This is a genomic window from Paenibacillus sp. MT124, from assembly GCF_058792755.1.
In genome coordinates, this window is record NZ_CM179500.1 from 6,283,080 (window position 1) to 6,305,757 (window position 22,678).

The following is a 22,678-nucleotide window of genomic DNA, read 5'->3' on the forward strand; positions in this document are numbered from 1 at the left end:
AATCCCTCCTGTACTCAGCTTGTTTTCACCTTGCAAAAGCTTCTCCGTGCACTGGCATGTGATCTGCGACGATAGGAATTTAATTCGTGATCCAGATTTGCGTTTGCAGCTTCCCCCTCTCTCTTCGACATCGGATCTGCCCTCCATTTACGTTTAAGATTAATGACATCCAGATTTTACAGGGAATTTACAGATCCTCATCTGTATTTAATCAGTAAACTGCAAATGAGATAAGGGATAAATTATTCTTTTGGAGGGTGAAAATTGAATATGCTGCAAAAAAAAGACTGTCTGCCAAGCCCCTAACGGACTTGAAAGACAGCCTTGCATAAGCTCCTGCAAACAGGCAGTAAAACGTTGCCCCCTGAGGCACTAGGGATTGTTAAGCTTCAGCCAAAGGGTTGCCATTCATCCTCTCCGAATAGCACGCGAGATAATGAATATTCCTCTGCCTGCTGTTCATTCAGAATGGTTGCCCACGGCACTCGCCCCGCCCCGCTCCCTGCTCCCGGACCCTTATTGTTATATTCGGCGAACACCACGCTGGCCTCTGCATCAGGTTTGTTCCAGTTATGCCAGCCCTCCTGCTTCACATGAGCACCCATCCAGCAATGCAGGAAACATACTTTGGCGTGATTTCTCCACGGCCTGCCGAGGTATACCGATTGCGGAGGTGCATCGCTGGTCAGGGAACAGTCGATGAACACATAGCCGTACCGGACATCTTCCGGTGTAGAAGCCGCAGTGATCCAGCCATGAACTTCCTCTGCAGAGGCAGTAGTGTCATCAAATGAGCGTTTCTTCGCAAAAATCTCACAACCCTTGAATACGGCTGTAGCCGAGCCGAAAATGAAATCGATATCCCCCTCAATATAACAGTCTTCATAATATTGGCGCAGCTTCCGCCTCTCTGCCCCGTCACGCGGACCACCGAAGGAACTTCTGTCGATCGGCTGTTCCGGGAGCGGCCCGGTGAAGATCGTATCCTGATGTCCGATGAAACGACATTTGCGAAAAGCGGCCCGGTCCCCATCCACATACACGGCAAGAGCCTGCCCAACATCCTTGCCGGGACCGGCCGAATTTACAAAGGAAAGCCCCTCTGCAGTGAAATCATCCGCGCCAACGAAGGCTGAATACGAATGAAATGTATGATAGGGCTCCCCGTTAGGGAACGTCTTGAGTGCATAGTCGTCATATTTAACAATGGTCTGTTCTGCTCCCTCACCGATGAGATGAACCCATGGCTTCTCGATATGCAGCTTCTCAACATAGACACCTTGTCTAATACGAATAATGAATGTCTCGGTACAAGGTTCCGGTATGGCGTCGATTGCAGCCTGGATAGTGGGGAAATCACCGCTCCCATCGAGTGAAACCGTATATAAGCGATTGTTCTTATCCTTGGATATCGGCACTTTCATGACCATCGGCCTCCTTATTTTTTAAGGTCCGTACACTTCACATTGAATGCGTTCACAACAAATTTGTCCCATCTTAGCAGAGTCCACTTGGCTTGACAATATTAAAATATCTGTGACTACAATACTAATAGGATATACAAGCGGAAAACAGAAGGAAGGAATACGACATGATTATTGATGTACAACACGTGACTTGGAAAAGGGGACCGATCACCCTGCTGAACGATGTCAGCTGGCGGGTTAATGATGGAGAACACTGGGCACTGCTTGGCCTCAATGGCTCCGGCAAGACCACGCTGCTTAACATGATCACCGGTTACCTCTGGCCTACCGAAGGCTCGATTTCGGTGCTTGGACATCCGTATGGAGAGGTCGACCTGCGTGAACTGCGTAAAACCATCGGTTGGGTTAGTTCTTCCCTCCAGGAGAAATTACATGGGACGGATCGTACTCAGTATGTCGTCATTAGCGGCAAGCATGCCACGATCGGTTTATATGATAAGTTATCCGATGAGGATCTGGATCAGGCCCGGGAACTGATGACCACTCTTGGCTGTCAGCACTTGTGGGATCGCGAATATCGAACCTGCTCCCAGGGCGAGAAGCAGAAGCTTCTTATTGCCAGAGCCCTAATGGCGAATCCGCGTATTCTTATTTTGGACGAGCCCTGCAATGGGCTTGACCTGTTCTCCCGTGAGCGGCTGCTGGAGAGTATCAGTGAATTATCACAAAGACCAGACTCACCTTCTCTAATTTACGTAACCCACCATACCGAAGAGATTCTGCCCGTATTCAGTCACAGTCTCCTGCTTCGGCGAGGTGAGGTTGTGAGCAGTGGGTTAACCTCTGAGGTGATGAACACCGAAGTGTTGAGCGATTTTTTTGAAGCGCCTGTAGATGTGGAACATCATGGGGATCGTGTCTATGTGAGGGCTGCCGATAAATAAACAGCTCCTCTGCACACAGCCTGAGTACTTAAAAAGCCAAGAAACTTATCCACATGTGGATAGGTTTCTTGGCTGCTTTAGGTTATTCCATCTATCCACAGCATGCTGTGTGTTATTTGCTAGCCGAGAGGAACAAAAACAGCGGAATTCGCTGTCTGCGCAGATAGGTTTCCTCATTCACGAAATATCGGCGCTGAGGGTTGGACTCTCGCAGATGCTGTACCTGAAAGCCCGCCTTCTGCAAGGCCATATAGTACGATTCAATGGAGCGATGCATCTTTTTCACTGAACCTCCCAGCCATTGCTGCTCACGATATCCCTCCACAAAATACTGATCGACAATCCAGTTGGTTCGCATCCCGGATGGCTGCAGTGTGGATGTAATCACCGGGTGTTCCACCGAAAATATGAATCGACCGTTCTCCTTCAACGTGTTATGTACGTTGTGAAACAATAGGTCCGCATCCTCTACATAATGAATAGCCAGTCTGGATATGACCACATCATACTGATTCGGCGGGTACGTCCAGTCTTCCATAAATGCCTGTTCAATCTGTGCATTTTGGCCCTTAACGGTCTCTACGGCTGTACGGAACATATTGTCCGATCCCTCAATCCCCGTGTAATCCGAAGCGCGATGCTCAGGACCAAGTAAATCAGCCCCGAATCTCGCATCGCCACAGCCCAGATCCAGGATGCTTTTGCCTGCAACGTCTCCCAACAGCTCCAGCATAACGGGTTTTTCCAGCGTATCATTGGCATTCTCCTGCCACTGGCGACGTTCCATATATTTTGCAAAGTTGGCGTTATTGTCATAAAAATCGGATCCATGTTCGCTCACTGCACAGCCCTCCGTTTCCATTCTCCGAAAGATTATACCTATTGTACGAGTAATCTTCCATAACAAAAAGACTGCCTCTGAACAGATCAGAAACAGTCCTTATCATAGTATGAATGGACTCAGCCGAATCGCTGCGTTTTATACCATTTACTCTCCCGCCTCTTAATCTTATCCATTATTAGCGAGTAGAATGCCTTAAGCGATATGAGAATAAAGAGCTGTGCATAGGTGAAGTAGGAGACACAAGCATAGATGAAATTAAGTGTATTACTCTGCCCAATATCAGCCGCAAGGGCAAGATTGATCTGAAGAACATAAATATAATACATGAATGCCCAGCCAATCACGAGATACACATATGCATCTCCAGCGAACTGGAATGGCGAACTCACCTCAGGTTTGAATATGGCGATGATCTGATAGACCAAATTAACGAGAAAGATAATATCCGAAACAATGATTGCTAGCATGAACCAGAAATAACTGACCGCATAATAAACAACGAGAAGTTTGTTACGCCAACTGGAGCGGTTAAACAGGTTATGAATATTATCCAACACAACCTGATAGTTTCCTTTCGCCCACCGTTCACGCTGTTTCATATATACACTGAGCTTCTCAGGTTCTTGCTGATAAGCTTCTGCTTGCGGGGCAAGAGCTACGAATTGCCCCCGATTTAAAATTTCAAACGATAACGCTGTATCCTCGGTGATGGCTGTAACGTCCCAACCGCCAATATCACGAATTAATGCCGTTTTAATAATATAATTGGTTCCAGGGATGGAACCCAGCTTGAACAGTTCCCATAGGCCCGTGTGGTAAACACGCTGTGAAGTGATAATCTCTAAATTGATACATTTGGACAGGAAATTTTGTCCTCGGTTCCGTGCCTTATTTCTTCCGAAAACAACACCATATTGCTCCGGATTCTCCAAAGACTTCTGAGCCAAAAACATAAGAGAGTTTCGTTCAGGAGCTGCATCTGCATCGAATATACAGATCCACTCCCCCGTAGCCATTTCCAAACCATCATTCAATGCCCCAGACTTACCGCCCGTACCTTTACGTTCCATTACAGTCACATTACGATGGGCGTAACTGGTTTTTCCAAGAAACGCATGAAGCTTCTCTGCCGTATCATCTGTACAGTTATCCGCAATGACAATGACTTGAACCTTATCCTCAGGATAATTTAAGCGTAAAATATGCTCCACTGTAGCTACAATAACCAAGCCTTCATTATGAGCAGGCACCATGACAGTCACCGTCGGGTAATGATCCATATTTTCAGGAATCTGAATTCCCTGCTGTTCCTGTCTATGAATAAACCGAACAGCACCAGCCATGATAACAATAGACTCAAAAACGGCAATCCAGATACTAAATATGGATAGTAGCAATAAAAAGTCAGCCACTTAGCTTCCTCCGATCATACTTCCGATTGACTCTGGATCGGAATCGTAGGGTCGCAATCGTCAAGAGAATCGTAAACACTGCAAATATGCAGCTAACGGCAATGCAGATCGGGATAAACCAAGTTAAATAATTCACCGGACTATGCCTCCTCCTGCATCTAGATGTATTCTCCAATGAGATCTGTCTCTGTATTCCGTTCGAGCGCAGCAATTACAGCATCGATATCCTCATACTTACTGAACTGTTCCTTTTGAAAAACAAGTGCCCCGGAGCGAATAACCGTCTGCAGCTCGTTTCCCTTTTTATCGATAAATTGCAGATCCATCATGGCCTTTTTGATCCGTGCTGTAAGCACAGGCAAATATTCCACATTGGTCATCGGACAGAGAATGACGAACCGTCCCCGGTCTACAAAAAATTTATAATCTTCGAACCGAATTTGCTTCTGAATGGTGTTCGACAGTTCAAGCAGGAACTGTGCATACCGAACGGATCCGAGTGATTCAAGGACCAGCGGCAGAAATTCAATCTTGAACATAGCCATGCTGAACCCATATTGCTCCGAGTATCTTCTTGCCAGGTTACTCTGCTTGATAACCGTATCTGCAAGGGCCTCCTTATTGCCGAGGGTGGTGTCCAGATCCAGCTCCGGATTGCGGTCCTGCAGTTCCTGCAGCCGCTCCATCACACGTGCGCTTCGAACCAGACTGGCTTTAATAAAGGCAGCAACTGCCACATTGGCCGGAATCAGCAGCCACCATGAGAACGTCAGTACATCCACGTTCGCGTAGGTCACAAGCCATACAAAATAAGAAACCAGGTATACAAACCCGGCAACAACAGACACTCCGACAGGTATCACAAAACCAAGGACCAGCGCGCCAAGCGACACAATGCTGAATATGACATCAAGCGTGGTAAAACTCTGATTCATGTAGATTTTGAGATAAATGACGAGCTGCTGAATAACAGCTAATCCAATCAGACTGGCATATCCCCATGCGATACGTTGGATAGGTGCTTTGTTTCTCATAGTTTCCTTCTCTCCGATGGTTTAAATTATGTCTTTTCGTAATCCGCCAATTTATGACATCATTAGACAATGGTATCCTACCATATCTATACCCAAATAAGAATACAAATCTATTACTTTTTAAGGAACTTCTGTAATTCAGTTTCTCCTAGCAAAGGGAACAGATTATCAAACATATGGGTGTTTCCATCAAACACATATCCTCCCGGATAAGCCACATCCTGACCACGCATCGTAATCATATGGTTATACAGCTGTTTGGCCCATTTTGGATCACCGGTGCGCACGGCAAGCAAGATGGCGAGTCCATATACGGAAGGCGATTCATAGTTTACCGCAGGTGTACGATTGTTACGAACATACTGTCCGGGCAGCTGATGACGGTCTTTGAATTCCTTTTTCAAAAAAGAAATCAGCTTGTCCGGTTTCCGACTGGTCTGGGCAAGGTGATTCGCTACGATGAGCTGATCGATCAGGTTTACTTTGTCATCATATGTATACTCCTTGGTTACAACGTTGAATGTTTTGGGATAAAACACTCCGTCACCTGGCATGTTTTGAAGCAAATGCTCATACTTGGCGTATGTTCCAGGCTGCAGCATCTCGTGCTTTTCCATCTGCTCGAGTGCCGGCAAGTCCACATATACCAAGCTCAACGTTTCCGGGGAATACCCTCCTGCAAAGTCATGAAAATCAACAAAATATCCTTCATTCTGTACAGATTGGCTCAAGGTACGGGAGATCTCGGCAGCCGTGGTCAACTTCGCATCTCTGCCCTGCTGCCATTGATCCGCAGCTTTCAATAAGGCGTCTACAATTCGAAAATCATCACCAAGTGCATTCGTCGTTACGTGGGACTTGCCTTCCTTGTCCAGTTTCCAGGCAATATACTTTTGAGGCATTAGAAAATAAGTCTTCAGCAGTTCGTAGCTCTGTTCAAACAATGACTGATCGTTCTTGGCCACCGCATATTGCATCCACAAACCCAGTGATTCCGACAATGCCTCCCTGCCGGCAACAATGTCTGCCTGCTCTGAAGCAGCATCCTGCAAATAGGAAGCCAGCGTGCCATTCGGATTGGTCATATGGTTCTGGACAAATGCCGCCGTCGGGGACACCTCGTTCATCACAAACCTCTCCTTCATGTACAGAAATGACAAGGCAATAATACTGACTGCAATAACGGATAGTGCCACCAGCCACGTCAGTCTTCTACGCTTGATGCTCTTCATGATTGCCTCCTGTGCGATTAATCCTGTGGAATGTTGATTCTTTTCCTTGAAATAAACTCGGCTATGGTCTGGGATGTAAGGATCAAGGATAGGGGCTCTGCTCATTCGGACTCGTTCATGTAGGCCCGGCGGCCGCCTTTTTTGACAAACTTCCAATCGACTTCGATATTATGGCGCATCCGCCGCAGAAGGCCGACCGCCAGCTCAATCTCTTCCTCTGTCAGTCCTTCCAGGGTTACCTGGTCAGAATGCACTCCCTCTTTTTGAATAAAAGCCCAGGCATCCAGTCCGGCCTCTGTTGGATATAATTGCTTGTTCTTTTTATTACCCAATGCTGACTTCTTGACGATAAACCCGTCTGCTTCCAACTTGCTGATCGCTCTGGCTGCCGTGGTACGGTCCACTTTGATCATCTCAGCCAGCTGGTTAGGAATGATGCCAGGGTTCTCGCATATGCGATACAGATATAAATACTGTCCACGAGAGAGGTTCAAATGTTGAAATTCAACATTGCTGATGGAATCCAAACAACGTGCGATCATGCCGATCTCGCGCAGCACTTCTTTTTTCTCAGTCATTGTACGCACACCCTCTTATCATTTTGTTGCATTCGCAACATAATTAGTGATATAACTAAAATTAACTCATCTTAAAAGTGAACGATGAAATTTTGCTTCTTTTGAGAATCTTATTTGCTTTTGTATCAGTTTACCATGCCAGAATGACATTACTATCGGCCAAAGGAGAAACATTCATGAATACCACTATTGTAGAAGTTGATAATCAGGAACTGCTCGATGCCTGCTTCACCATTCGAACCGCGATCTTTGTGGAAGAGCAAGGGGTTCCTGCCGAAGATGAATTCGACGCCTATGATGCGCTAGGCACTGAAGCCCGTCATATTCTCCTCTACGTGGACGGCGTACCTGCCGCTTCCTCCAGATTGCGTATTGTGGAGAATGTCGCCAAGCTGGAACGGATCTGTGTGATGATGGATTACCGCAAACATGGCCTCGGCCGTGTGCTGATCGATAAACTCGAGCAAATGGCTCTGGATCAAGGGCTGAAGAAGGCCAAGCTGCATGCGCAGGTTCAAGCTTCCGGGTTCTATGAACGTCTTGGATATGCCGCAGCCTCCGATGTGTTTATGGAGGATGGCATTCCCCATCTGTTAATGACCAAACAGCTCAAATAGATATTAAAAAACGCCTCTGTACTCACTTTTTCAGTGAGATACGGAGGCGTTTTGCCTACGTGCACTATTACGATGCCGCACCAATCATCTCAAGGGGAGTTACCCCATAGCCAGGCGGTCTGGCTGTGATTCAGCGGCATTATTTTTCATCTGTTTACTGCGCAGTTGACCGCAGGCAGCATCGATGTCGGTACCGTGTTCCATACGTACCGTGGAGTTGATGTTATTTTTCTTAAGTGTGTCATAGAAGCCCAGAATCGATTCTTCCGTACTCCGCTGATACTGACTATGCTCATCAACCGGATTGTATGGAATCAGATTGACGCTAACCATGCTCTTACGGCTGGACAACAGTTCAGCCAGCTCGGCTGCATGCTCCCGTTGATCGTTAACATCCCGAAGCAAAATATATTCAAACATGATGCGTTTGTTCGTGGTAGCCAAATAATAATCCACTGCATCCATCAGCTGCTCAATCGGGAAGGCCCGGTTGATCTTCATGATGTGTGTACGCAGTTCGTTATTCGGCGCATGCAAGGAGATTGCCAGATTAACCTGCAAACTGCTGTCTGCAAATTCCTTAATCTTGTCAGGCAGTCCACTTGTGGATACGGTAATACGCTTGGCAGCAAGGGCTAGCCCCTTGCGATCCTTGATCACTTCGATGAAATTACTCATGTTCTCGAAATTATCAAACGGTTCACCAATCCCCATCACGACAACGTTGGTTACCCGCTCGCCTTGACCCGCTGCATCCAGGTGCCGCTGTACATGCATGATCTGTTCCACAATCTCTCCTGCGGAAAGGTCACGGCTTTTCTTAATCAATCCGCTCGCGCAGAAGCTGCAGCCAATATTACAGCCCACTTGGGTCGTTACACAGACGGTAAGACCGTATTTTTGACGCATCAATACCGTCTCAATCAGGTTGCCGTCCTGCATCCGCAGCAGAAACTTCACCGTACCGTCTGCCGACTCCTGCTTCACGTGTTCACTCATCGAGTTCATCGTGAAGTGTTCGGAGAGAACATCCAGACATTCCTGACGCACATCGTTCATCTCGGGAAAATCATGTACGCGCTCTTGATATAACCATTCCCAGATCCGGGAAGCACGGGATTTCTTCTGCCCATGCTCCGGTAACCAGGAACGAAGCTGCTCTAATGTTAATCCATAAATGGATGATTTGTTCATTGTATAGTCCTCTTTTCGCAAAAAGCATATGGCTTATCGGTCCTACCAAAAAACCTCTACTCTGTATTGTCCCAAAATTATCGAGGGAACACAAGGGCTTTTGCATTTCTTCCAAGAGGTTTTAGCTATGGCAAATCTGCACAATGCACATCGTTTCCCCTTACCCGGTCTTCACGATTAGAAGTGAATGATACCGGATGTGTGCAGCAGCACGAGAACGACGAGAATGGGTGCCACATAACGCAGCATGAACAACCAAATCCGGAACCAGCCTGCATTCAGACCTGAAGCCTCTGCAGCCTTTTTCCAGAAGTAACCCGCAAAGATCGTCACAAGCAATCCGCCGATAGGCAGCAGAATGTTGGACGCTACAAAATCCATCCAGTCGAACACACTCTTCGAACCAATGGTCCATTCAGGCAGCAAGCCCAGCGACAGTACGGAAGGCAAGCCAACGATGAAAACAGCCAGTGAGATCACCCATACGGCACGGTTTCTGCTCCAGGACAACCGTTCCATGAAGTATTTCACCGGAACTTCAAGCAAGGATACGGCTGAGGTCAGTGCTGCGATTGCCAGCAGGATGAAGAATAGTCCACCAAACAGGAACCCGAGCGGCATAGCCGAGAACGCAGCTGGAAGAGCTACGAAAATAAGCGAAGGCCCTTGGTCCGGTGCAATACCAAACGAAAATGTTGTTGGAAAGATGATCAGACCAGCAATAAATGCATAGATCAGGTCACCCGCGCCTACAGCGACAGTTGCCGCACCCAGCGATTGATTTTTATCTACATAGGAACCATAAGTCACCAGGATACCCATTCCGAGCGACAGGGAGAAAAAGGCATGTCCAAGCGCTACCAGCGCTGATTCAGTCGTGAGCTGCGAGAAATCGGGATTCAGGAAAAAGGAAACTCCCGCACCAGCTCCAGGTAGAGTCACTGCCCGAATCATCAGGATAATGAGCAGAACCAGCATGGCTGGGATCAGCACCTTGTTGAATTTCTCGATCCCGTTGGAAACCCCTTTGGCTACGATCCAGCCCGTAATCAATACTGCAAGCAGTTGCCACATGATCGGCAGATATCCGCCTACAAAGGAACCAAACTGCCCGGCATAATCCGGATTGTCGAACAACCTACCGCTAAACGTGGTCACAGCATAGTGCAGCGTCCACCCTGCAATAATAACGTAGAAGGAAAGGATGATAAACGGTGTCAGTACTTGCAGTAAACCTGCCGCAAGCCAGCCCTTATGTCCACCAGCCTTGATAAATGCCGTAGCGGCGCTGCCTCTGCCACTGCGTCCGATGGCAAGCTCTGCAAGCAGAACGGGCAGACCAATAAGCAATAGACAGACGATGAAGAGCAGGAAAAACGCAGCTCCCCCATTTTCCCCCGTAATATAAGGGAATTTCCACATGTTGCCCAGACCAACCGAACTACCGATCGCGGCTAGGATAAACCCGGCGCGTGAGAAGCGCTCACCTTTGCCAGTATTGTCTTGCTCCAGGTTTGACTTACTAAAATTCATCGTATCTACTCCATCACTTTAAAGTTTTCCCGTAATTATATAACACTCCTCGTGTCAGGTCATTCGAAAATCGAAATTTATCGAAATGTTATTTATTTACATTCGAGAGAGAGCTTATTTTTATTACATATTCCCCTACTTATCAGTATGGGATAAATTCATACACTCCAACCCCTTGCATTATATTACACATCATGAAGACTTCCGATAACCTTTTAAATGACTGTTTTTGGGCACAAAAAAAGGATTGCGCCCGCCATTCACATGGCAGCAACGTAATCCTTATTTGATCAGTTGTTAGTTCGATCTGATCTCAAGCAACTCATATTTGATAACACCCATCGGTGCATTAACATGAATGACGCTGCCTACTTCTTTGCCCATAATCTCCTTGCCGAGTGGGCTTTCGTAGGAAATTTTGTTATTTGCCACATCGGCTTCGGCTGGACCAACCAGTTGATATTCAATCTTTTCTGCAAATTCAATATCATTCAGCAGCACGATTGAGCCAATGCTCACCTTGTTGGAGTCGATATTATCCGAACTAATCACTCTTGCCTTGGTCAGCATCTTCTCCAGAATCAAAATGCGGGTTTCCATAAATGCCTGATCATCTTTGGCTGAATGATACTCACTATTTTCCTTCAGGTCACCGTAACTGATCGCAAGCTTCAGACGCTCGGCCAACTCTTTACGCTTCACCGTCTTCAATTCCCTCAGTTCGTCCTCCAGCTTTTCCAAGCCTTCCTGTGTCAAAATTACTTCATCATTAGCCATTTTTCCATCTCCTAATCCTGCTTTCTATCTATATTCTAACCTATATCCACTCCAAACGGTTAACATACCCCCGAAAAAGAATTTCATCCTCGACTAAACATATATGCTGTCTCAATTGTACCGGTACAATCCGAGTAAACCTGAGTATCCATTTTAACTGTTCACTCCTACAATAAAATCATGGCCTTTTGCTTCCTTTAAGAATGGCCGACTAACCGATTTGAGGTGATTCCGCTTGAACACATTGACAGATTCAGAACTGAAGTCCTATCTGAAACGGATCTACATTGATGATATTAAACCGGCAACATTGGAATTTTTGTCAGAACTCCATCGTGCACATGTACAATACCTTTCATGGCAAACGATAGATATTTTTACAGGACGCCCAGAGGCAATCGATCTTGCCAATTCAGTCCAACTTGTCCTGCAAGGACGCAGCGGGTACTGCTTCCATCTCAATGGCGCATTTAGCATCCTGCTTCGTTCTCTCGGCTATGAAGTACAGTGGCATCGCGCGGGAGTGCAGCCCCATGGAGAGCAGCCACGTGTGAATTCGTTCCATCTTGGGCTGTCCGTACTCCTACCTGAAGCTGGACCTGAGACCGAACGCTGGATCGTCGATGTTGGCCTGGGTGGCATGCCCTTCGAGCCTCTGCCACTTCGTTATGAGGTTTATGGAGAGGCTCCTTTCACCTACAACTTAACCTCATCCAGCGTTGCTTTTGAGGGATGGCGACTTGAATACGAACCTCATGGACCCAGTGAGGGCGTAGACTATGCTCCAGAGGTGCTTCTTACCCTGGATGAGTTTATCCCCAAACATCACTTCTACAGTCAATCGGCCGAATCGCCCTGGCATAATGTTTTCCTGCTTCGCCAGCGGAATGCTGTAGCCAGCAACGAGCTGCGTGGATGCATGCTGCGAACCCATACTGCTAAAGGCATTCATAAAACCGAAATACAGAGCTATACCGATTGGAGAGAGTTGTTGGACGAAGTCTTTCATGAACCGTTAGTACGCTACAGTGAACTGGAGCGCGTGGAAATGTGGGAACGCATTCGAGCTGGACATGAGGAGTGGAAAAGAACTAAGCAGGTGTAAAAGCAGGCGATAACTCGTTTGGAGAACGAAGGAATATAAAGGGAATTCTGCTGAACATGCCGAATATCTCGTCAGGTGATAAATCATGATAAACATTCAAGTTCTGCGCATTCCTGCAGAAATCCCCAATGAAGTTTGGCATTCGCTCCTCGCGCTCGTCTCGGCTGAGCGGCGGCAGCAAGCGGCACGTTTTGTCCATCAGGCCGATGCCTATCGTTCAGTGCTTGGGGAGGCGCTGGCTCGTGTGACACTCAGCAAGTGGACTGGTGCGAGACCGGGCGATCTTGCCTTTATCCGCAATACATACGGTAAGCCTTCACTTATCAGCCATCCTGACCTGCCCTTCAATGTATCCCATTCCGGTGATTGGGTTACCGTCATTTCAGGAGGTCACGCTCCACTCGGTGTGGATGTAGAGAAAATATCCCCCATCGATATGGCGATTGCCGAGCGTTTCTTCTCTCCATTGGAGAGCCGAAATCTGGCAGCAGAGCCCGCGGATCAGCAGCTGGAAACCTTCTATCAGCTGTGGACGCTGAAAGAAAGTTATATCAAGGCCATCGGAATGGGGCTATCCATGCCGCTAGACTCCTTTTCCATGCTGCGTGGCATGGGCGGTCACTGGTATTGTCCCGAAGCACCGACGTATCAATTCTTCAGCCAGCGTCTGGATGAGGGCCATATGCTGGCAGCCACCGGTTCCGCGGCAATGGAGCTCCCAACCCAGCCTGATGTGATTACGATTGGGGAGTTATATTCATTCATACTGTGAAGGAGGGAATTTTCATTCCTTCCTTCTTTTTTTATTTTCACCTTTTAACACATAAATTTTCAAAAAAATGATTACACCTTGTCCAATTAATGGTACTATAGAACCACTTGGACGAGAAATAGGAAAAACAGATCAGGCTTTTATAACTAGATTATACCTTACATACTTTTGTCGATCCCCGATTCTCTCTCCGATTCATTATTTTAGAAGGAAGTGGACAAATGCATATCTTTTTGCAAAACAGTGCCGGTGTAACCAAAAACGTCAAAGTTGGTTTCAGCTGGACAACATTATTTTTCGGGTTTCTCCCTGCTCTGTTCCGTGGTGATTTGAAATGGGCTGTTATTATGTTTCTAATCGCTGCAGCTATCGGAGCCTTCACTTTTGGTATTGGGGCTTGGGTTAGCGGAATCGTATTCTCGTTCGTCTACAACAAAATTTATATTAAAGAATTGCTCGAAAAAGGCTACCGCCCCGCAAATGCTGAATCTCAAGCCGTTCTTGAGAGAACTCAAATTGTTGCCCCGGCAGCCTAATCTATCCTTTAAAAGAAGCTTAGCAATACCATTTTTCTAGACTCAACTTGTAGATAGTAGAAAGTAGATATGTAGAAACACCAAAATCCCTGGCAAATAAGCCAGGGATTTTTGATATTTATTGATACTGACAATGGCCTTGGGATGCAGCCGGAGTCTCATCCGCCAGCCTCTTGGACCACACCGGGCATCCCCGTTTCATCACAGAGGCTTAGTGGCTTCAGGTCCGTCCACTGTTCCGCAATATAATCAAGGCACACCCGGCGTTTGGCCTTGCCCAGCATCTGGGTCCAGCCTGCAGGGACTGGAATGGATGCAGGCCAGAGCGAATACTGCCCTTCCTCATTTATTAATACCAGATAATTGCTGTCTTCCTGTTCAAAAGGGTTGCTCATCGGCTTATCCTCCTATTTAAGATGAACTTGACGCTGATTCAGCATCTCCAGCTTGGCCGTCAGCGTCCGGCATATTTCAGCCAGTGGTCCAGGCTGGCAGAGATCCTTGTGGCGGCAGGCAATATCATGCCTTTCCATTTGGCCTCCAATATAGGCATTCCACATCTCTGGTTCAATGGGGTCAAACCAGTCCGGAATGACAGTAGAACGGAAGAAAATCAGATCCCCTTCGAATCGGGAAGGCGTGTATGCTCCCAAGATCCGCACGGAATTTTCATATGTTTTCCGCAGTTTCATGATCGTCTCCTCATCCAGACTGGCCAGCGCACTTCCTTCACTGCGCAGAATACGCATGGCTGCAGCCATATCCAGCGGACCTTCCCCAATACTGTCCGGATCATATCCACCAAGGGCAAGTAAGGCGGTCAGCGCCTCTTCCTCATCCGGTTCCCCGCGAATCGGAAGATAATGACTCGGATAGGCGTCCAGCATGGCAAGAAACTCTACCTCTTCCCCTTCCGACTGAAGCTGTACAGCCATGGCCTGAGCTACATTGCCTCCAAGAGACCAGCCCAGCAATCGGTAAGGTCCCTTAGGCTGTATCGAGCGAATATGACGAATATAATCTGCTGTCATGTCCTCCAGCGTAGCTGGAAGATCCTCGTACTGGGCAATGCCGCGAGCCTGTAATCCATAAATCGGGTATTCCATACCCAGATGCTTCATCAACCCGGCATAACACCAGCTTAATCCTCCGGCAGGATGAACACAGAACAGCGGGAGGTGGGCTCCGTGAGTCCGAAGAGGCAGCAGCACTTGCAGCGAACCTGTTCCCGTATCCGAATCCATTTCAAGCCGTTCGGCCAGTCCGGCAACCGTTGCCGTTTCAAACAAAATGCCAATCCCCGGTTCCTTGCCCATAGCCTCCCGTATTCGGCTCATCAAACGAACAGCGAGCAGGGAATGTCCACCAAGGTCAAAGAACCCATCATCGATGCTAACACTTCGCAATCCCAGCACTTCGGCAAACAGATCACACAAAATCTGCTCTTGCGGATTACGCGGTGCCCGGCCACCGGAAGTCAGCTGCATTTCCGGTACAGGCAAAGCCTTACGGTCCAGCTTGCCATTGGCCGTTAGTGGTATAGCCTCCATGGTGACCACCGCTGATGGAACCATGTAATCAGGCAGACTCGCTGAAGCATGACGACGAAGCATAGCCGATTCCGGTTCGTGCCCCATCTTCGAGTTTGGCACAATATACGCCACGAGGCGTTTATCTCCCGGTTGGTCTTCGCGGACGATGACCGCAGCTTGTGCAACCTCGGGATGTCTGGCCAGCACCGCTTCGATCTCGCCAAGCTCGATGCGGAAACCGCGTATTTTTACCTGCTGATCCGCCCGGCCCAAGTAATCAAGTGACCCATCATGAAGTCGTTTGGCCAAATCTCCCGTCCGGTACATGCGTGTTCCTGCAGGACCGTATGGATCTGCGACGAAACGCTCTGCCGTAAGATCCGGTCTGCCCCAATACCCGCGGGCAAGGCCTGCCCCGGCCACATACATCTCACCTGTCACACCTGCAGGCACAGGCTGGAGATGATCATCCAGCACGTATACGCGCAGATCCGGAATGGCACAGCCGATCCAGCTGCTGGCTCCTTCTGCGGCACTGCCTGCATGCAGTTCCTGATAGCTGACATGCACGGTGGTCTCCGTAATGCCATACATATTAATCAATCTTGGTGCATCATCTGGATGGCGACCATACCAATCTTCCAACCGACCGAGTTCCAGTGCCTCTCCTCCAAAGATCACGTAGCGGAGTCCAAGCATCTGCCCCCACTCTGGACGCTCCCGATCTGCCTGCATCAGCTGGTAGAATGCTGACGGCGTCTGATTTAACACCGTTACCTCTTGCTCGGCAAGCAGCTGCAGGAAGGCACCTGGAGAGCGACTAATCTCATGCGGCACAACGACCAGCCGACCCCCGTGCAGCAGTGGTCCCCAGATCTCCCAGACCGAGAAATCAAAGGCATAAGAATGGAATAGCGTCCATACATCACTCGCATTAAATTGGAACCAGTGGTGTGTAGCCTCAAATAACCGGATCACATTGGCATGGGGAATAACCACTCCCTTTGGTTTGCCTGTGGAACCCGAGGTATAGATCATATAAGCCGGACTGAGATGAGATACGCATCCATTGCGTTCACCATCTGCGGGATTTCGTTCATCCTGAGCAGACAGCCGCTGAATGGTTTGAGAATCATCCAGGTTTAACCGTTGTACGGATTCCATCTGAGGCAGTAGGAACGCTACTTCCTCGTTTGTAATCATCACGCCCGGCGCTGCGTCTGTCAGCATATGCGTCAATCGGTCTGATGGATAATTCGGATCAAGCGGAAGATAGGCCGCCCCTGCTTTTAACACAGCCAGAATACCGACCACCATCTCAGTGGAACGTGGCAGTGCAAGAGCAACCATCTGCTCTGGCCCCACACCTTCCGCAATCAACAATCTTGCCAGCCTGTTGGCTCTTGCATTGAGCTCTTGATAGTTAATGACCGTGTCTCCAAAGCTCACAGCCGGTGCATCCGGGGTAGCCGCAGCCTGAATTTCAAAGCGTTCAACAATAGTCATTCCAGATAAAGAATCTTCATCCCCTGCGGTAAAACACTGCTGCTCCAGGAGGGCACGTTCCTTGGGAGTTACCACGTCAAAGCAGCTAATGTGTTCATCCGTATGCTGGACAGCATCCTCCAGCACCTGGATCAATCGGACCACCAGCTCTGCTGCCGTTGATTCCCGGAAAAGATCCGTACTGTACTCCAGCACACCTTCGACTCCCGCTGGTGAGCCATTGTTTTCACGTTGTTCCGTGAGCTCCACAGTCAGGTCGAATTTGGACGAGCCCACGCCCTGCATACTCGTTTGGGATACCATACCTGGCAGATCCAGCTGAACGTCTGGCGTATTTTGCAGGACCAGCATCACCTGAAAGAGTGGATGCTTGGAGCGGGACCTGGACGGATTCAGCACTTCAACCAAACGCTCAAAAGGCAGATCCTGATGTTCGTAAGCAGCCAGATCCACTTCCCGCACACGTGCCAGCAGTTCACGGAACGTCGGATCCCCGGAAGTGTCTGTACGCAGCACAAGGGTATTGATGAACATACCCACCACTTCGTCCAGTGCATCGTCGCTCCTGCCGGCAATCGGGGTTCCAATCGCAATATCCGTACCCGCTCCCATGCGGGTAAGCAGTACCGACAATACGGCATGCAAAACCATGAAGAGACTGACCTTGTTTTCCCGGGCCACAGCCAAGAGCTGTTCATGCAGTTTCCGACTAATGGTAAAAGGGATCGTTCCGCCCCGGTAGCTGGAGACCACCGGACGCGGATAATCGGCTGGAAACGTCACTTGTTCCGGCAAGCCTTCCAGTTGACGGCTCCAGAACTCAAGCTGCCTTGCAATCAGGCTGTCCGGCTGCCCTTCGTCTCCAAGCAGTCGATCCTGCCACACCGCGTAATCGGCATATTGAACGTGCAGAGGTTCCCAGGAAGGCGCCGCCCCCTGAACACGTGCCCTGTATGCTTGGGACAAGTCCCGCATCAAAGGCGACAGGGACCAACCATCTCCAGCAATATGATGAAGCAGTAACAACAGAACATGCTCGTCCGGGCCGGATGTAAACAGCTCCGCACGGATACCCGGCTCGCTTGAGAGCTCGAAGCTGTACCGGGAAGCTTCGGTCAGAAGTTCCGACAGCTCATTCTCTGCAGCGTAGCTTGCATGTAAGTTCACACGAACGTCTTCGGCATCCAGAATGGTCTGGCTTGCAGAACCAAGCTCTGGCGGATATAACGTTCTCAACGTCTCATGGCGATCAACAATGTCCTGAACGGCGGCTTGGAGCGCAGGTATATCAAGTTTGCCGGTTAACCGCACCACAAGCGGAATATTGTACGTAGGACTCGGTCCTTCCAGACAATACATGAACCAGAGCCGCCGCTGTGCAAAGGAGAGAGGAATCTCACCTTGACGGGCAGCAGGCTCTATTACTGGTCGGACTGACCCCACCTGATCTAATCTCTTGGCGAGGCCTGCTGCAGTTGGTGACTCGAATACACTGCCAATGTTCAGCTCTGCTCCAAACACATCCCGAATCCTTGCTGTTATACGGCCTGCGAGCAGGGAATGTCCACCCAGCTCGAAGAAATCATCGTCGATCCCTACACGAGCGACACCCAGAATCTCAGCGAATAAACTGCACAGCATCTCCTCCTGAGGGGTTCTGGCCTCACGTCCGCTGGCATGGGACTGTACGGAAGGGACAGGCAGCTGCTTGCGGTCGATTTTTTTATTGGGAGTCAGCGGCATTTCGGCAAGGTTCATGAAGGCAGCTGGCACCATGTAATCCGGCAGTTCATCCGCCACATGTGCCCGAAGCAACGACAGATCCAGGGCTGACGAGTATTCAGAGGTTGCAACCACATACGCGGCCAGACGCGGATTCCCAGGTTGGTCCTCCCGTGCCATAACAGTAACCTGGGCTACGCCCGGATATCTGGAAATGACGGATTCAATCTCACCCAATTCGATGCGGAATCCTCTGATTTTGATCTGGTGGTCTGCCCTGCCCAAATAGTCAATCGACCCGTCAGGCAGCCACTTCGCCAAGTCTCCTGTACGATACATGCGGGAGCCTGCTTGTCCGAAGGGATTCGCAACAAAACGCTCGGCGGTCAGGTCGGGTCTTCCCAGATAACCTCGTGCCAGCCCATCTCCCGCAATATATAATTCTCCGACAACACCCGGTGGGACTGGATTCAGACTCCCATCCAGCACGAATAGCTGCGTGTTTCGAACCGGTCCGCCAATAGAGGGTTTACCCGTTGATTCAGCAACCATCGCAGCAGCCGTTGAATAAATCGTGGTCTCCGTCGGTCCATATTGGTTATGCACGTGACATCCCATCTCCTGCAAGGAAAGCTTCAGTTCCTCAGAGAGGGCTTCACCGCCGGTAATGACCGTTAAACCGTCAAATGTCCCAGGCTTGCTGGTCACCAGAGACTGCCACAACGTTGGTGTGGCTTGCATGATCGTTGTCCCCTGCCGTCTCATCTGTGCAGCCAGAGCCACCGGATCAAGAATGGTTTCTTTGCGAGCTATATCCAGCCTTGCTCCGGTCGTAAGAGGCAGAAATACCTCAAGAACAGAAATGTCAAAAGCAATTGTAGTGACCGATAACCAGCAATCCTGCGGCCCAACCTTCAGTCTCAGCTTCATGTCTTCCAGCAGATTGGACAGGCCGAGATGGGTAACGGCAACCCCCTTCGGTTTACCTGTTGATCCGGAGGTATAGATGATATAGGAGGGGTTCAGCTGCGAGGCAGCTTTTATGAGATCCTCTGGTTCGGGATTGCTCCCGGACTGACGGCCTAATCTCGCCGCAACCTTCGGTTCATCCAAGGCCAACATGGGGACATCGGACATGTGCTGCAAATGGGACAGATTGTGCCTCACCGTAATCAGACATGCCGGTCTGGAATCCTCTAGCATGTAGGTTAGTCTCTCTTCAGGGTAATCCGGGTCCAGCGGAAGGTAAGCTGCTCCCGTCTTATGAACAGCCAGAATGGCAACCACGACCTCCAGAGATCGCGGCATGGTAATGGCTACGATCTGCTCCGGTCCCACTTTATAATGCTGGATCAGCTCGTGAGCTAGACGGTTTGAACGCTCGTTAAGCTCGGCATAGGTCAGAGATTCAGCTTCAAACGTTGCAGCCATGGCAGATGGGGTGCGCCGAACCTGCTGTTCGAACATGGCTGCCGAGTTCCGCTCAGGAGCCTTGTGCTGTGTCTGATTCCACACGTTCAGGACCTGGTCTCGTTCTTCAGGTAACAGCACTTCCATTTGACCTACGTATTGCTCTTCGATTCCTTCCTGCATCATTGCATTCAGCAGCTGCATATAACGGAGCCGATGACTCAGCAGATCCGATTCGCTGTAGACGGAAGGATTGGCATCAAAGTCAATCCGAAGTCCATGACCGTGCCCTTGGTCCACGACATGAATGGACAGGTCATCGACCGGACCCGTAGACAAGTTATGGATCATCCCGCGCTGACCCGCGAAATTCAGCTCATGGTGGAATGGCATGACATTGATCATAGGCCCGAATAGTCGGCGATTCTCCCCCAGCAGCTTCAGATCACGCCGCAGATCCTGGTGCCGGTAACGTTGATGCTTGCGAACGGCACGGATCTCCCGCACAATCTGTTCGGCCAGGGCAGATATACGCATATCAGACTCCACTTTCAAGCGCAGCGGGAGCACGTTCATAACCATGCCTGGCACACGCAAGGCTGTCGATCCCAGCCTGCACATGACAGGCAAAGCCAGTATCACATCTCGCGTACCAGTGATCCGGTGCACATAAATGGCTGCTGCTGCAATAAACAGATCAGGCCAGGTCACCCCGTACCGGGCGGCCGCACCCAGAAGGCGATCCCGATCAAACTGTGCAACTTCAAACCTCTCCCGCAGGAAATGATCCGCTGTCCGGGGAGCCTTTTCGCCCAAACTTACGACGTCCGGTTTCTCAGCATATCTCTCCAGCCAAAACGTTCGATCCTGCTCCCTTGCAGCAGACTCATGATAAGCCTCATCCTCCTGAATGACAGAGGACAGCGGTCCAAATGCTTGTGTTTCCAAGATACTCTCAGCTGATCCACCCTTAACCCTGGCAGTATACAAACTTGCTACCCTACGGGTAATCAGCGATACGCCGTATCCGTCAATTGCAATATGATGCACACGCTGGTACCAGTAGTAGCGCCCTTCACTCACTTGGAACAGGGCTTCTGCAAATACCGGTCCAGTTGCAAGATTGACAGGGCTGGCGAGATCCTGATGCATCCAGGCCATAGCAGCCGCATGGGGATCCTGTTCGCCGCGAACATCCAGTACATGAAACGTCCAATGGTCACCCTTCTGGTTGAGGGTCTGGTAGGGGCCGTGTTCATTTTCACCATAAACCATGTTTAAGGTTTCGGCCTCCTCGACGGTTTGACGAACACTCTGTTCAAACTGTTGTACATCAACATTCCCGTGAATGACCACGTATTCGCCTGTATTGTACATAGGATTGTCCGGATTCAGCTGATGAGCAAACCAGATCCCGGACTGGGCAGCCGACATGGGCCACGTTCCATTCCGACGCTGCGACAAGTTCACCGCCCCGCTCAAAAGTAATCTCCGTTCGGCATGACCCTGTGAGGCTGTGCATTCAACAGCACCGCCCACGAGGCTAGCGTTGGCTGCTCGGCCAGATCGACAAAGGTTACCTCTGTTCCTTCCACCCGAAAACGCTCCGCCAGGCTCATAATGCGTATGGAATCGAGCCCCCAGATCTCAATGAGGTCATCATGCTCCCCGATCAGGGCTGGTTTCTCCTGCAGCAGTTCGGCGACCTGTAACCGCAGCGCGTCAAGTCTCGCCTGAGCACCGCTGCCAGTACTCGCCTCAGCAGACTCCATCGCTGCAGCAGTGTGTGATCTTGCCTCCGAGAAGTTTGCCCCGATCGAATCGCTTCCTTTAGCAGAGGCATCGAGCGATTCAAGCAATCGCCCGGTGGTCAGCGTTACTGCGCAGCGCTCGGAAGCATAGGTAAGTGCCATACGGTGCTTCTCAGCTGAAAAATCAGCAACCGCATCGGCAACCAGGAAGGCCTGAATATCCTTCATAAATGCCTCACAGGAGGTCATCAGACAACCAATATGAGCATAGATGCCGCATACGATCAGCTGATCCCGGCCCTGCTCCTGCATCAATTCAAGCAGTTCCGTCTTCTGGAAGGCGCTGTACCGCCATTTGGTCATAAACGTATCCTGCGGAGCAGGTGTCAGTGGTTCAATGATTTGCTTTTGCGTAGGTCCCCCATTAATGCCCGCTCCCCAGAAGTCCAGCTGCAGTCCGCGCTGCTCCGGTGTCTGTCCACCCGGCTGGGCAGAATACACCACAGGTATGTCCAGTTCATGACACTTTGCACGTAGTTGTCCAATATGATCAATCAGCTCCACTACAGGTGATTCCCCTGCCGTAAAAGCATCCACGAAATATTGCTGCATATCGTGAATGAGTAGTACTGCACGCTTCGCATCCGGCGTCCACGCTACCTTATTGACCGGAAGCTCCGACTCTGCAGGCATTGCATATGACTTAATCACTGGAAGTGCCATCCATATCCCTCTTTTCAGCGTTATTTATT

18 protein-coding genes are annotated in these 22,678 nt (G+C 49.6%); 5 read left to right on the top strand and 13 right to left on the bottom strand.

Annotated elements, in window-relative coordinates:
• Positions 1–389 precede the first annotated feature (389 nt).
• Positions 390–1,424 (bottom strand): pectinesterase family protein, encoded by a 1,035-nt coding sequence (locus AC3RCI_RS28405; RefSeq protein ID WP_336782464.1) that lies wholly within the window; start codon positions 1,422–1,424, stop codon positions 390–392.
• Positions 1,425–1,591: 167 nt separating this feature from the next.
• Here AC3RCI_RS28405 and AC3RCI_RS28410 point away from each other — a divergent pair, with 167 nt between their 5' ends.
• Entirely contained in the window at positions 1,592–2,371 is a 780-nt protein-coding gene (locus AC3RCI_RS28410) for an ATP-binding cassette domain-containing protein (protein WP_154894523.1), read from the top strand.
• Positions 2,372–2,483: 112 nt separating this feature from the next.
• Here AC3RCI_RS28410 and AC3RCI_RS28415 read toward each other — a convergent pair whose 3' ends face one another.
• The 6 genes from AC3RCI_RS28415 to AC3RCI_RS28440 form a co-directional block, all read right to left on the bottom strand.
• Entirely contained in the window at positions 2,484–3,233 is a 750-nt protein-coding gene (locus AC3RCI_RS28415; protein ID WP_492527167.1) for a class I SAM-dependent DNA methyltransferase, read from the bottom strand.
• A gap of 98 nt (positions 3,234–3,331) precedes the next feature.
• Positions 3,332–4,627: a glycosyltransferase family 2 protein gene (locus AC3RCI_RS28420; RefSeq protein ID WP_492471179.1), complete on the bottom strand. Its 1,296-nt coding sequence runs from the start codon at positions 4,625–4,627 to the stop codon at positions 3,332–3,334.
• On the bottom strand, positions 4,620–4,763 hold the full coding sequence (locus AC3RCI_RS28425; protein WP_492471178.1) for a hypothetical protein: 144 nt from the start codon (positions 4,761–4,763) through the stop codon (positions 4,620–4,622). The genes AC3RCI_RS28420 and AC3RCI_RS28425 overlap by 8 nt, the downstream gene beginning before the upstream one ends.
• Before the next feature lie 22 nt (positions 4,764–4,785).
• Entirely contained in the window at positions 4,786–5,661 is an 876-nt protein-coding gene (locus AC3RCI_RS28430; protein WP_095360227.1) for a diguanylate cyclase domain-containing protein, read from the bottom strand.
• A 113-nt stretch (positions 5,662–5,774) separates the two neighbouring features.
• Positions 5,775–6,893 (bottom strand): glycosyl hydrolase family 8, encoded by a 1,119-nt coding sequence (locus tag AC3RCI_RS28435; RefSeq protein ID WP_492527168.1) that lies wholly within the window; start codon positions 6,891–6,893, stop codon positions 5,775–5,777.
• A 101-nt stretch (positions 6,894–6,994) separates the two neighbouring features.
• Positions 6,995–7,471 carry a MarR family winged helix-turn-helix transcriptional regulator gene (locus tag AC3RCI_RS28440; RefSeq protein ID WP_492527169.1) on the bottom strand — a complete coding sequence of 159 codons (477 nt, stop codon included), beginning with the start codon at positions 7,469–7,471 and terminating at the stop codon, positions 6,995–6,997.
• Between the two features lie 176 nt (positions 7,472–7,647).
• Here AC3RCI_RS28440 and AC3RCI_RS28445 point away from each other — a divergent pair, with 176 nt between their 5' ends.
• Positions 7,648–8,088 (top strand): GNAT family N-acetyltransferase, encoded by a 441-nt coding sequence (locus tag AC3RCI_RS28445; protein ID WP_492471176.1) that lies wholly within the window; start codon positions 7,648–7,650, stop codon positions 8,086–8,088.
• A gap of 99 nt (positions 8,089–8,187) precedes the next feature.
• On the opposite strand, the gene rlmN is transcribed toward AC3RCI_RS28445, so the two are convergent.
• The 3 genes from rlmN to greA all read right to left on the bottom strand — a co-directional run bounded on the left by rlmN (position 8,188) and on the right by greA (position 11,592).
• A complete protein-coding gene (rlmN, locus tag AC3RCI_RS28450) occupies positions 8,188–9,282 on the bottom strand; it encodes a dual-specificity RNA methyltransferase RlmN (protein WP_095360231.1) in 1,095 nt (364 codons plus the stop codon).
• Positions 9,283–9,459: 177 nt separating this feature from the next.
• Positions 9,460–10,815 (bottom strand): sodium-dependent transporter, encoded by a 1,356-nt coding sequence (locus tag AC3RCI_RS28455; RefSeq protein ID WP_095360232.1) that lies wholly within the window; start codon positions 10,813–10,815, stop codon positions 9,460–9,462.
• 297 nt (positions 10,816–11,112) lie between these two features.
• Complete coding sequence (gene greA / locus AC3RCI_RS28460) at positions 11,113–11,592, bottom strand: transcription elongation factor GreA (RefSeq protein WP_095290722.1); 480 nt, start codon at positions 11,590–11,592, stop codon at positions 11,113–11,115.
• Positions 11,593–11,827: 235 nt separating this feature from the next.
• On the opposite strand from greA, the gene AC3RCI_RS28465 reads away from it, so the two are divergent.
• From AC3RCI_RS28465 to AC3RCI_RS28475, 3 genes are all read left to right on the top strand, one after another.
• Positions 11,828–12,697 (top strand): arylamine N-acetyltransferase family protein, encoded by an 870-nt coding sequence (locus tag AC3RCI_RS28465; protein ID WP_492471175.1) that lies wholly within the window; start codon positions 11,828–11,830, stop codon positions 12,695–12,697.
• A gap of 85 nt (positions 12,698–12,782) precedes the next feature.
• The gene (locus AC3RCI_RS28470; protein ID WP_492527170.1) at positions 12,783–13,469 is read left to right on the top strand and encodes a 4'-phosphopantetheinyl transferase family protein; all 687 of its coding nucleotides are present in this window, start codon (positions 12,783–12,785) and stop codon (positions 13,467–13,469) included.
• A 221-nt stretch (positions 13,470–13,690) separates the two neighbouring features.
• Positions 13,691–14,005, top strand: coding sequence for a DUF2628 domain-containing protein (locus AC3RCI_RS28475; protein WP_492527171.1), 315 nt, complete (start codon positions 13,691–13,693; stop codon positions 14,003–14,005).
• 158 nt (positions 14,006–14,163) lie between these two features.
• Here the strand turns inward: AC3RCI_RS28475 and AC3RCI_RS28480 are convergent, their stop codons facing one another.
• Genes AC3RCI_RS28480 through AC3RCI_RS28490 form a run of 3 tightly spaced genes read right to left on the bottom strand, consistent with a single transcriptional unit; the run spans position 14,164 to position 22,649 of the window.
• Complete coding sequence (locus tag AC3RCI_RS28480) at positions 14,164–14,400, bottom strand: MbtH family protein (protein ID WP_095290719.1); 237 nt, start codon at positions 14,398–14,400, stop codon at positions 14,164–14,166.
• A gap of 12 nt (positions 14,401–14,412) precedes the next feature.
• Positions 14,413–21,609: an amino acid adenylation domain-containing protein gene (locus AC3RCI_RS28485; RefSeq protein ID WP_492530043.1), complete on the bottom strand. Its 7,197-nt coding sequence runs from the start codon at positions 21,607–21,609 to the stop codon at positions 14,413–14,415.
• A 44-nt stretch (positions 21,610–21,653) separates the two neighbouring features.
• On the bottom strand, positions 21,654–22,649 hold the full coding sequence (locus AC3RCI_RS28490) for an isochorismatase family protein (RefSeq protein ID WP_492527172.1): 996 nt from the start codon (positions 22,647–22,649) through the stop codon (positions 21,654–21,656).
• Between the last annotated feature and the right edge of the window lie 29 nt (positions 22,650–22,678).

Excerpts from the sequence above, each read along its gene's own strand:
- rlmN (WP_095360231.1), bottom strand. The coding sequence starts at position 9,282 with ATGAACAAATCATCCATTTATGGATTAACATTAGAGCAGCTTCGTTCC.
- AC3RCI_RS28475 (WP_492527171.1), top strand. The coding sequence starts at position 13,691 with ATGCATATCTTTTTGCAAAACAGTGCCGGTGTAACCAAAAACGTCAAA.
- AC3RCI_RS28490 (WP_492527172.1), bottom strand. The coding sequence starts at position 22,649 with ATGGCACTTCCAGTGATTAAGTCATATGCAATGCCTGCAGAGTCGGAG.
- AC3RCI_RS28440 (WP_492527169.1), bottom strand. The coding sequence starts at position 7,471 with ATGACTGAGAAAAAAGAAGTGCTGCGCGAGATCGGCATGATCGCACGT.
- AC3RCI_RS28410 (WP_154894523.1), top strand. The coding sequence starts at position 1,592 with ATGATTATTGATGTACAACACGTGACTTGGAAAAGGGGACCGATCACC.
- AC3RCI_RS28405 (WP_336782464.1), bottom strand. The coding sequence starts at position 1,424 with ATGAAAGTGCCGATATCCAAGGATAAGAACAATCGCTTATATACGGTT.
- AC3RCI_RS28480 (WP_095290719.1), bottom strand. The coding sequence starts at position 14,400 with ATGAGCAACCCTTTTGAACAGGAAGACAGCAATTATCTGGTATTAATA.
- AC3RCI_RS28430 (WP_095360227.1), bottom strand. The coding sequence starts at position 5,661 with ATGAGAAACAAAGCACCTATCCAACGTATCGCATGGGGATATGCCAGT.
- AC3RCI_RS28415 (WP_492527167.1), bottom strand. The coding sequence starts at position 3,233 with ATGGAAACGGAGGGCTGTGCAGTGAGCGAACATGGATCCGATTTTTAT.
- AC3RCI_RS28445 (WP_492471176.1), top strand. The coding sequence starts at position 7,648 with ATGAATACCACTATTGTAGAAGTTGATAATCAGGAACTGCTCGATGCC.
- AC3RCI_RS28435 (WP_492527168.1), bottom strand. The coding sequence starts at position 6,893 with ATGAAGAGCATCAAGCGTAGAAGACTGACGTGGCTGGTGGCACTATCC.
- AC3RCI_RS28455 (WP_095360232.1), bottom strand. The coding sequence starts at position 10,815 with ATGAATTTTAGTAAGTCAAACCTGGAGCAAGACAATACTGGCAAAGGT.
- AC3RCI_RS28485 (WP_492530043.1), bottom strand. The coding sequence starts at position 21,609 with ATGTCGGCTGCCCAGTCCGGGATCTGGTTTGCTCATCAGCTGAATCCG.
- AC3RCI_RS28470 (WP_492527170.1), top strand. The coding sequence starts at position 12,783 with ATGATAAACATTCAAGTTCTGCGCATTCCTGCAGAAATCCCCAATGAA.
- greA (WP_095290722.1), bottom strand. The coding sequence starts at position 11,592 with ATGGCTAATGATGAAGTAATTTTGACACAGGAAGGCTTGGAAAAGCTG.